Annotated in this window: 9 protein-coding genes; 8 read left to right on the top strand and 1 reads right to left on the bottom strand. The window is 42.3% G+C overall.

Translation table 11 applies throughout. The features are described from left to right. Nucleotides 1-168 precede the first annotated feature (168 nt). The 3 genes from IBX40_07455 to IBX40_07445 all read left to right on the top strand — a co-directional run bounded on the left by IBX40_07455 (nucleotide 169) and on the right by IBX40_07445 (nucleotide 2,689). On the top strand, nucleotides 169-501 hold the full coding sequence (locus IBX40_07455; protein ID MBE0524151.1) for a hypothetical protein: 333 nt from the start codon (nucleotides 169-171) through the stop codon (nucleotides 499-501). Between the two features lie 2 nt (nucleotides 502-503). After that, nucleotides 504-1,355: a DUF2099 family protein gene (locus IBX40_07450; protein MBE0524150.1), complete on the top strand. Its 852-nt coding sequence runs from the start codon at nucleotides 504-506 to the stop codon at nucleotides 1,353-1,355. A gap of 293 nt (nucleotides 1,356-1,648) precedes the next feature. Beyond that, complete coding sequence (locus IBX40_07445) at nucleotides 1,649-2,689, top strand: hypothetical protein (protein ID MBE0524149.1); 1,041 nt, start codon at nucleotides 1,649-1,651, stop codon at nucleotides 2,687-2,689. A 66-nt stretch (nucleotides 2,690-2,755) separates the two neighbouring features. Here IBX40_07445 and IBX40_07440 read toward each other — a convergent pair whose 3' ends face one another. After that, complete coding sequence (locus IBX40_07440) at nucleotides 2,756-3,202, bottom strand: hypothetical protein (protein MBE0524148.1); 447 nt, start codon at nucleotides 3,200-3,202, stop codon at nucleotides 2,756-2,758. A gap of 132 nt (nucleotides 3,203-3,334) precedes the next feature. Between IBX40_07440 and IBX40_07435 the strand changes: the two genes are divergently transcribed. The 5 genes from IBX40_07435 to IBX40_07415 all read left to right on the top strand — a co-directional run bounded on the left by IBX40_07435 (nucleotide 3,335) and on the right by IBX40_07415 (nucleotide 10,309). After that, on the top strand, nucleotides 3,335-4,975 hold the full coding sequence (locus IBX40_07435; protein MBE0524147.1) for a TCP-1/cpn60 chaperonin family protein: 1,641 nt from the start codon (nucleotides 3,335-3,337) through the stop codon (nucleotides 4,973-4,975). Nucleotides 4,976-5,089: 114 nt separating this feature from the next. After that, entirely contained in the window at nucleotides 5,090-6,265 is a 1,176-nt protein-coding gene (locus tag IBX40_07430; protein ID MBE0524146.1) for a hypothetical protein, read from the top strand. Between the two features lie 288 nt (nucleotides 6,266-6,553). Then, on the top strand, nucleotides 6,554-7,126 hold the full coding sequence (locus IBX40_07425; protein ID MBE0524145.1) for a CBS domain-containing protein: 573 nt from the start codon (nucleotides 6,554-6,556) through the stop codon (nucleotides 7,124-7,126). Between the two features lie 17 nt (nucleotides 7,127-7,143). Beyond that, the gene (gene purL / locus IBX40_07420; protein ID MBE0524144.1) at nucleotides 7,144-9,288 is read left to right on the top strand and encodes a phosphoribosylformylglycinamidine synthase subunit PurL; all 2,145 of its coding nucleotides are present in this window, start codon (nucleotides 7,144-7,146) and stop codon (nucleotides 9,286-9,288) included. Nucleotides 9,289-9,625: 337 nt separating this feature from the next. Next, complete coding sequence (locus IBX40_07415; GenBank protein MBE0524143.1) at nucleotides 9,626-10,309, top strand: PKD domain-containing protein; 684 nt, start codon at nucleotides 9,626-9,628, stop codon at nucleotides 10,307-10,309. The last annotated feature ends 153 nt before the right edge of the window (nucleotides 10,310-10,462 follow it).

Genomic DNA, 10,462 nt, shown 5'->3' with positions numbered 1-10,462 from the left:
TGGCATGGATGGGCTGGGACGATTATAAAATGTCAAAGGAGATGGAAGATACAGACGAATCTGAAGAATAATTCGAAGAAGAAGAAGAAGAATATCCAAAGAAGATTTTCTGATTCCTATTAATTTAACCGAATTAATTATATCTTCCATATTCCATGAGTATATGGTATGGCTCGAAAGCTTACATCCCGGGATATGGAATTATTAAGAAAAATGGTCCCTGAACTGGATATTGATAATTTCCCTCCTGCTTTTCGTTCCATATTACCACCAGTAAGCAAGCGATTCAGTAGTTCGGGACAGGAATTCAAATCACGGCTTGATGCATTGTCCACGGCAGATCTGGAATATCTGGCAGACCTTATTTTCCAGGGTGATGAGTGCCTGAGTTGTCTAGAAGATGAATATTTGGATATCCTGCTGGACAGGATCAAAGATAATATATCTCACAAAAAAGCCGAGGACCTGATGGAACTGCTTGGATATATTAAGGAGGGATAGAAATACCCCATATCATGGAGATCCTGGGAATGACCAGGGTACTGGTAAAGGACGGCAAGGTAATTGAGGCTGGCCAGCCCAAAATAACCTGGTGTCCCCTCTGGAACAAAGCCAGTGGGATCAAGGAAATTACAAAAGAGTCGGCTATCCGGAACATGGAGCAGCGGATAAAGGATTTTGGTATGTTCACGCCGGGCAGGCGTTTGGATCTGGGAGTGTTCGCAAGTTTTGGTATATCTGAGATTATGATGACAGCGCTAGGTAGAGGCCTCATAGATTCCACTGTCACAGTATGCGACGGAGCCGGAACAGTTGTTACTTCAAATCCCGAACTGGTCCAGGGTATGGGCGCTCAGATTTCAGGACTGATAGAAACAGAGCCCATTTCTGAAGTGATAGAGGCCATCCATGAGAGGGGAGGTTATGTATTGGACCCAAAATCAGCCAGAATTGATCAGGCAGCAGGACTGGAACTGGCAGCATCTAAAGGTTATACCAGAATTGCTGTATCGGTCGTGGATGTGAATTCAGCTGTTCGAATACTGGAAATGAAACAGAAACTGGGTATTGAAGTAACAATAATGGCTGCTCATCTTACCGGAATATGCAGCCACGACGCAGCAGAATTGTTAAAACAGGTAGATGTAATCACTGGTTGTGCTTCAGAAAATATTCGGGGACTGGTAAAACCCCTCATTCAGGTAGGTACAGCTATTCCACTTTTCGGGCTTACCCTGAATGGAAAAGAGCTGCTTATTGAAAGAGCAAAAAATATAGAATCCCCCCTCATAATAAACACCATGCTTCTCCCTGTCCTACCTGAAGAGAAACAACCTAAGCCATTAATTAATTAGGCATTGACTTTATTGTTTTATTCATTTCAATTTTATCAAATTCCTTTCTGGCAGCCTGAATCTCATTGATCATTCTTAGTTTTTCTGGTTCTATAAAGCTCATTGTTACTTTCATTTAACTACCCCAATATGAAATTCCCCACATTTCATGAGAAATGTCTGATTTGAACAATTTAATTAAACAAATAAAAAGTATTCTGAATCAGATTTGGTAATAAACGGATTATCATTACAGTTCAATTTTATATAAGTTTGAGGAAATTATTTATACTGAAGGTCGTATTCTACTTATCATGGGCTGGCACAGCATCGATGTTGTGGATGATGCATTTGAAAAAACCAAAAAGGCATTAATAGAACCTTTCAGCTTCTGGAAATGGATGAAACTGGGCATAATTATTTTCCTAATTGGTGGAAGTGGATATGCTCCTTCAAATTTCAATACTGGTGGATTTAATAGTGGAAATTTTAAAGGTGGAGATTATCAATCACCTGCAATAAGCGATTTTCCTGGTGAGATCAGCCAGTTCCTTGATCAATATTTGACGATAATTTTATTGATCATAGGTTTGATCCTGCTTCTAATTCTTATTTTTTCATACATTTCCAATATCATGGAATTTGTATTTGTAAACTCCCTGGTTACAAACCAGGTGAGATTTTGGGAATATTCAAGGAAATATCTAAGACCTGGATTTAATCTGTTCATTATTAGAATACTGTTAATGCTGGCGTTTATTGTTCTGTTAGTGATGAGCATGCTTCCGATACTGCTGCCCATACTGAATTCGCCTGAAAATATTGGCATTGGATTTATTTTCTCGATCATTATCTGGGTTATTCTTATTCTTCTTGTATTTGCCATAATTTTCGGGATCATTGGGTCATTTATCAATCTCTCCATACCCCTGGCCATGTATCATAACCTGGGTATCATAGCAGCCTTCAAGAAGATAGCTACAAGATTCAGAGGAGATTGGAAACAGATATTGGTATACTGGCTGGTCAGGTTCGTACTGGGTATTGCAGTAGCTATCATTATTGGAATTGCAGGATTGATCCTCTTTTTGATCGTATTTGGAATCATAGCTTTAGTAGGTGCTTTACTGTATTTCGTTTTAGGGGCAATTGGTCTGGGATGGGGTGATCTATTATTTTTAGTAGTCTTTATACCCTATTTAATGATCGCGTTTATAGTATTGATGTTGTTCATTCTGTTCTTAATAGTCCCAGGACGCGTGTTCTTAAAGTACCATATGTTGACATTCCTGCAAGCCTGGTACACCGAAGCTACAATTCCATTTTTTGATAAGCAGAACAGTATCCAAGGATGAAGTGATTAATTAGAAAAGGGAATTAATATATAAGGTATTATGGGGCATTGCAAGGTTTTCTTTACCTTATTTTTCATATAAATTGAATTCTATATCCCTGCTCTCCAATTCCTGAATGATTTCTTCAAAAAATATACCCATACCCTGTATATGGACATGATCCTTTTTTTCCAGGCGGCCGCCTTCAAATCCTTCACTGGTGTTCATTACTCCGCACGAAGGACTTCCCCTCACTCCTAATAGTGTGATCGTATATTCTGCCTGATACAGCATCTGAAGTATATCTGCTGTGGGCTGGAATATTTTGCGACAGAACCGTCTATAATTGGGAAAATTCAGCTGTTCTCTGGTAATTTCCCACCGGTTCAGACCAGAATAGGTAGCCTCGGGACATGGGAGCTGGATGATATTACCAGGAAGGTCTAAAGGTGGTAAGGGTTTCAGACCTTTTAACCGCGCAGCAGGATTCAGGAAACAATGTGAAATAACATGGATTTCTTTCATATGATTCATATAGATACCATTGAAATTATTTATTTCTACAGGTAAATTTGAAAACCATCCACAATCTTCATATAGAAGTACAAACATGTGAAATAGACTTTAAATAATTATAATCAATAGCAATAGGAGGAATCATTTTTTATGGCAGGGCAATTAGGAGGACAGCCAATATACATTTTACGCCAGGGTACTGAACGTTCCCGCGGGAAAGAAGCACAGAATAGTAACATCATGGCAGCCAGAGCGGTAGCAAATGCGGTACGCACCACCCTGGGACCTAAAGGAATGGATAAGATGCTGGTGGACTCAATGGGTGATATCGTCATCACCAATGATGGTGCCCAGATCTTGAAGCAAATGGATATCGAGCACCCGGCAGCCAAGATGGTGGTAGAAGTGGCAAAGACCCAGGACGATGAAGTAGGGGACGGTACCACGTCAGCCGCAGTGCTGGCAGGAGAACTGCTGAAAAAAGCAGAAGAACTACTCGATATGAATATCCATCCTACAATAATAGCAGCCGGTTACAGGATTGCCAGTGATAAAGCCAAAGATATCCTCAAAGGAATGACGAAGGCGGTAACTGAAGACGATGAAGATCTTTTGTTGAAAGTAGCAGGTACTGCTATTACTGGTAAAGGTGCCGAGAGTGCAAAAGAGAAACTCTCAAAGTTGGCAGTAGCAGCGGTCTTATCAGTAGTTGAGATGGATGATGATCACAAAGTCGTGGATCGGGAAAACATTAAACTGGAAAAGAAAGTAGGCGCCAGTGTGGATGATTCTGAACTGGTGGAAGGTATGGTAATAGACAAAGGGCGAGTACACCAGAACATGCCCAAAACAGTTGAAAACGCAAAGATACTGCTGCTCAATGCCGCTGTGGAATTTCAGAAGACTGAAATGGATGCAGAGATCAATATTACTTCTCCTGATCAGTTGCAGTTATTCCTTGACCAGGAAGAGAAGATGCTAAAAAACAAGGTTGACACTATCGTCGCCAGCGGTGCAAATGTCCTGTTCTGCCAGAAAGGTATTGATGACATGGCCCAGCATTATCTGGCAAAGGCAGGTATTTTGGCAGTTCGCAGATTCCTGAAAAGCGATATAGAGAAAATGGCCAGGGCTACTGGTTCCACCATTGTCAATAATATGAATGAGATATCTGAATCAGACCTTGGCTTTGCCGGTCTGGTAGAGGAGCGCAAGGTGGGTAACACAGACACCATTTATGTAACAAAATGCAAGAATCCGAAGGCCGTATCCGTGGTGTTGAGAGGCGGTACCGAACATGTAGTTGATAATGTGGAGACCGCATTCGAGGATGCCACCAGAGTTGTTGGAGTAGTAATAGAGGACGGACTGATCGTAGCAGGCGGCGGCTCACCTGAAATTGAACTGGCACTGCGCCTGAAAGAGTATGCAACTACCCTTAAAGGAAGGGAACAATTAGCAGTTACTGCCTTTGCAGAAGCCCTCGAAGTCATTCCCCGCACCCTGGCTGAGAATGCAGGATTGGATCCCATCGATAAACTGGTGGAAATGCGCAGCCAACACGAAAAGGGTGTGAAATCTGCAGGCCTCAATGTATTTACAGGCGATGTGATCGATATGTGGAATGAAGGTGTGGTCGAGCCTTTGCGGGTTAAGACCCAGGCAATCAACTCTGCAACTGAAGCGGCTGTAATGATATTAAGGATAGATGATGTCATAGCTAGCAGCAAATCAGGTGGAATGCCAGGTGGAATGCCCCCAGGCGGTATGCCTGATATGGATTTTGATTAAAGGTGGTGAGCTGTGCTTATTGGCACAGCTTGCATCTTTTTCAATATCTTACTTACGTTAATATTAAAAATCTTCAAACGTAATATATTCAAACAATTCCATGAGGTGCCTTCATTGGATGTCTTTAATACATCAGAATATTCAAAAGAACAAGCTATAGAGATTCTTAAAAAAGAATTAGCACAAACCCCGATCCTTTATCTTACAGGTCCACAAGGGGGCGGTAAGACTACATTGAGCATTGCTATGGCTGATGAGAATGTGGGTGCTATTTATGAGGGGCGTGCTCGTTCTGCCCAGCCTGTCGTACTGATACGGCGGGATTGTCTTGAACAAATGGATAAAGAGATCGTTGAGCACCGCAAACTTCCGATTTTTGATGAGGACGGGCAAGCCTACGTAGATGTGACCATGCTGGAAAAACTCAATTTCATCATAGAACATATCTTTGATATTATGGAAATGGGTGAAGAAAAGCTGTATGAAGATATCAAACAACTCACACAATCGATAGGTGTAGTGCCCAAGCAAATTGAGATTGTTGCTGATGATGATGTCCTGATAAGGCGCAGGCTCAGCCGGCATATAGATGCCGGTGAAAGACTTTCAGAGCTGTTAGCAAAGGAAAAAGAGTACGGCATTAAATCAAACATGTGGGGCATTCAGGGCGCCAGGGTTCTGGACATTGTGAATAGGGAAGGTGTGGGCAAATACGTGGATGGAAAATTCTCTAGGACCATTGAGGACTTTGACCGTGTGATACCCACAAAGGGCATGAGTATTGGTCAATGCATGCTCAAGTTGGTTGAGATATCCAATGAGGAAGGTAAAGAGACGGGATTCCTTGTCCAGCATACTAAGGACGGTAATCAAAAGATCATGAGCGACCTGGTGGTAGGCAAAGCCGAGAATTCCATGATAGGAGTTACCCTGCTTGAGATATATATTGGGTACAGGCAGAGTCGACATATGTACCAGACCTATACAAGTAATGTTGATGGTAATCTGGAACTCGTTCATACATTTACACAACAATTGCAGTCTATGACTGCACAGGATGCGTTGGGTAATATTATGCTGGACCAGATCACAGAGGTCGATGAAACCGGCCTGGTCTCAGATGCAGATAAAGCAGCTGCTGAACGATTTGGCATCACTGTTACTGTTGTGGATTCTGATGGTAATATAGAATCGTCTGATCCTAAAAGAGCAGAAGAACTGGACAGATTGATGTATGAGGCATATCAGCAGTGGAAAAGTGAAATGGGTTCCGATTCAGTAAGTTCATAAAGTTTTATTCTGGGGCAGGAATAACTTTAAATTGATTTTATCTAATATATTTTAGACGAATATTAATATTTTAACGGAATTGTAATTCCTAAAAATGTTACAAATACTGTTGAGATGATAATGGTAGGGTTTTGAGAAGACTTTAATATTCTATGGTGGCGGAAAATACGAGATTATCCTTATTTCTTGAATGTCAATTGACCGCTTAAATCAGACAAATATTAATATCAAAACAATGATATTACCATGAGTTATTAAAGTACACTAAATAAAAGGAGTGTACATACCATGTTTCTACCCACGCCTGAAGAATTAAAGAAACGAAGGACCAATCTCAATCTTACCCAGAACGAACTTGCCAGACTTGCAGGCGTAAGCCAGCCCCTGATAGCCAGGATCGAATCAGGGGATGTAGACCCCAGGCTTTCCACCCTTACAAAGATATTTGATGCGTTTTTAGTAATGGAAAAACAGAGGATCAAGGCTAGTGATATTATGCATACCCCTGTGATACAGACACATCCAGAGTCGTCGGTGGAAGAGGCAGTAGATATCATGGAAAATGAGGGTTTCTCCCAGGTGCCTGTTATCGAGAATGGAGTGCCTGTAGGCAGTATATCCTCAGATATGGTAGTGCATTCCATGACAGAGCGGGATACTGAAAAACTGTCAAATATGAAGGTAAAGGAAATCATGGGCAGTTCATTCCCAACAGTATCCAAAGATACTATTGTTAACACCATCTCCCATCTGCTTGAGCAGAGTCCGGCCGTGATGGTGGTGGAGCAAGGTAAGGTAGTGGGTGTGGTAACTCAGCATGATGTTATGAAACTGGTCCATAAAAAAATTGAAAAATCCTAAGCAATGAGAGATATTATATGCTTCCAGAACACGATTACAGGATAATTACAGAAAGACTTGGCAGAGAACCTACAGAAGTGGAACAGGGTTGTTTCTTGAATCTCTGGAGTGAACATTGCTCCTACCGTTCAAGCGCTTCTATACTTAAGACCTTTACTACCACAGGGGAGCGGGTGATTATCGGTCCAGGTGACGATGCCGCTATTATCGGACTGGAAGAGGGCTGGGTACTGGCCTTTGCCATGGAAAGCCACAATCATCCTTCTTATGTAGACCCTTATAATGGTGCAGCCACAGGTGTTGGCGGTATTGTGCGGGATATTGTATCAATGGGAGCGCGTCCCATTGCACTCATGGACCCGTTATATTTCGGACCACTGGACGATGAAAAGAACAGGTATCTCTTTGAACATGTTATCATGGGAATTGCAGGGTATGGGAACTGTATCGGCGTACCAGTGCTAAATGGTGAAGCATATTTCCATGAAAGTTTCAGCGGTAATCCTCTGGTCAATGTAGTATGTGTAGGACTGGCCCGCCAGGATAAGATCGTAACAGCCACTGCCCAAAAGGCAGGCAATAAGGTTATTCTCATGGGCTCATCCACTGGCAGGGACGGTCTGGGCGGGGCATCATTTGCTTCAAGGGACTTAAGCGAAGAATCAGAATCAGAAGACAGACACAGTGTTCAGATAGGTGACCCATTCACTGAGAAACTGCTCATAGAAGCTACTCTTGATGCTGTGGATAAAGGACTGGTGCTCTCATGCAGGGACCTGGGTGCAGCTGGCCTGACAGGAGCAAGCAGTGAGATGGCAGCCAAAGGAAATCTGGGTCTCCATATCATCGCTGACAGGGTGCACCTCAGGGATGAGACCCTGACACCCTATGAGATCATGATCTCTGAGTCCCAGGAGCGAATGCTCTTTGAAGTGGAACCTGGAAAGGTGGATGAGGTCCTGGCAATAGCTGACAAATATGACCTTACAGCCAATGTAATAGGTGAATTCACCAGTGAAACCCAGTATATGGTGGAATATAAAGGTGACGTAGTAGTAGATATCCCGATATTGTTCCTGTGTGAAGGAGCTCCAACTTCAGAAATGGCACTCCAGCCTGCAACAAAAGAGCGGAATATGGAAATCCCTCCAATGCCTGATGATCTCAAAAGCGTCATCCTCAAGTTACTTTCAGCCCCTAATATTGCTTCAAAGGAATGGGTATATCGCCAATACGACCATGAAGTGCAGGTGCGTTCAGTTGTCAAACCAGGCAGAGATGCCGGGGTTCTGAGGATAATAGATGAAAAACAGGGGCTTGCGATGTCTTGCGGCTGCAACCCTGCCCAGGTGGAGGCTGACCCGTATAACGGCGGCGCGGGAGTAGTAATCGAAAATGCCATGAACCTGGCAGCAGTTGGCGCCCGTCCTCTTGCTCTGGTGGATTGTCTTAACTTCGGGAACCCGGAAAGACCTGAGATCTACCATCAGTTCAAACAGGCATGTCTGGGTCTGGGGGATGCAGCCCGGACACTGGAAATACCTGTCGTCGGGGGGAATGTATCCTTTTATAACGAGAGTGATGAATTCGGAACTGCCATTGCACCCACACCCAGCATCGGGATGGTGGGATGCATAAAGGATCTGGATAACATCCCTGGCAGTACCTTCCAGCAGACTGGTGAGACCATTATCCTGATAGGTGAGACACTGACCGAAATGGGAGCAAGTGAGTATTATTCATTAATGGATTTGAATGAAAATGGTGCCACCCCTAATGTGGTTGAAAATATCGATAATATTGTGAACAATATCATCTCTGCTGTAGAATCGGGTTACATAGCAGCTGCCCATGATGTATCCAATGGCGGATTAGCAGTCACACTCTGCGAAATGGTGGACTATGTGGGTGCTGAAGTGGATATTTCCGGAATGGGTCTCAGGGATGATGAAAGTCTTTTTTCAGAATCCTACGGCAGAATGGTTATCTCTACAAAACAACCAGAAAAAGTATTAAAAATGTTTTCAGGAATTCCCTGCAAAGTAATTGGAAAAACAAAAGGTGCAGTATTGAGCATACTGTCTGAAAAAGAAAATATTATATTATCATTTGATGAAATTGAAGAGGCAAGAGCCAGTTTTACCCATCAAATGATGGACTGATTATCTTCTTTTCGGACCCTCAAAGCAAATATATAGCGAACAATAGAATTACAATACCAAATATGACTAATCTGTGAATGTTTTCTTTAGCTTCCGAATCTTGTAATGTACTTGTTTTGGAAGTTGGGTGTAGCAATTTCTCCTACAATAATGAAATCTAATTCTGCCACCCATACATCTCCATAAACATCTCCATTATTAAGATTTGTTGCATTTTTGGCAAGAGTGACAACCTAGATGCGGGATTTGGAGGTTGACTGGTCAGGTAGCCGCTGTGAACTGGGGTCATTATTTTGCGATTGTGTCTTCGAGTATTGTTGGTCTTTTATTATTTATAATGAATTATAAATGGGACTTTGGTGATGGTAATATTACTTCCACGATAGAAAAGATAATAACACACTCTTACACTTTAGAAGGTGATTACGACGTAAATCTAACGATAACAGATAATTCAAGTACCACAAACTCAACAACTAAATTTGTTCAAGTAGTGGCAACAGGCATTACTATCGATCTATATACTGGCTGGAACCTAATTTCTTTACCGTTAATGCCCGAAGAAACCAGCATTGCATTTGTACTGTCTCCGATCATGGGTGATTACAGCATTATTTGGGCATATAATGCCAGCGACACTGCTGATTACTGGAAGAAATACGATCCATCTGCACCCTTCGGAAACGACCTGGCACATATGGAAGCTGGAAAAGGGTACAGGATTATGATGACCTCTGACAATGCTCTGAACATCAGTGGAACAGTGCCAGAATCAACTGATATTAACTTAAAGAACGGCTGGAACTTAATTGGGTATAATTCACTTGAAAGTCAGCCAATTACTGATGCTTTATCTTCAATCACTGGCAATTACAGTATCGTTTGGGCATATGATGCCAGCGATACTGATCATTGGAAGAAGTACGATCCAAGTGCACCTTTTGGAAACGATCTGGCACATATGGAAGCGGGTAAGGGATATTGGATAATGATGACGACTGATGATATTTTAGAAATCTAATAAAGGAGACGTTAATGGAACAAATCTCGATATCTTCAGATACCTTTAAAGCTGGCACCAGCCTGCCAGTCGAACAAACCTGCAATGGGGAGGACTATTGTCTCAGCAATTTAGTTCTGGAACACTTTATAACCGCTGAGCACCATGATATCT

This window comes from Methanosarcinales archaeon, assembly GCA_014859725.1.
In the GTDB taxonomy this organism is placed as follows: domain Archaea; phylum Halobacteriota; class Methanosarcinia; order Methanosarcinales; family Methanocomedenaceae; genus Kmv04.
The sequence above is the reverse complement of the archived record's forward strand: the minus strand, read 5'-3'. Positions and strand labels throughout refer to the sequence as shown.

Bases quoted from the DNA above. Each gene is read 5' to 3' on its own strand.
- IBX40_07455 (MBE0524151.1), top strand. From the start codon at position 169: ATGGCTCGAAAGCTTACATCCCGGGATATGGAATTATTAAGAAAAATG.
- IBX40_07445 (MBE0524149.1), top strand. From the start codon at position 1,649: ATGGGCTGGCACAGCATCGATGTTGTGGATGATGCATTTGAAAAAACC.
- IBX40_07440 (MBE0524148.1), bottom strand. From the start codon at position 3,202: ATGAATCATATGAAAGAAATCCATGTTATTTCACATTGTTTCCTGAAT.
- IBX40_07435 (MBE0524147.1), top strand. From the start codon at position 3,335: ATGGCAGGGCAATTAGGAGGACAGCCAATATACATTTTACGCCAGGGT.
- IBX40_07425 (MBE0524145.1), top strand. From the start codon at position 6,554: ATGTTTCTACCCACGCCTGAAGAATTAAAGAAACGAAGGACCAATCTC.
- purL (MBE0524144.1), top strand. From the start codon at position 7,144: ATGCTTCCAGAACACGATTACAGGATAATTACAGAAAGACTTGGCAGA.
- IBX40_07415 (MBE0524143.1), top strand. From the start codon at position 9,626: ATGAATTATAAATGGGACTTTGGTGATGGTAATATTACTTCCACGATA.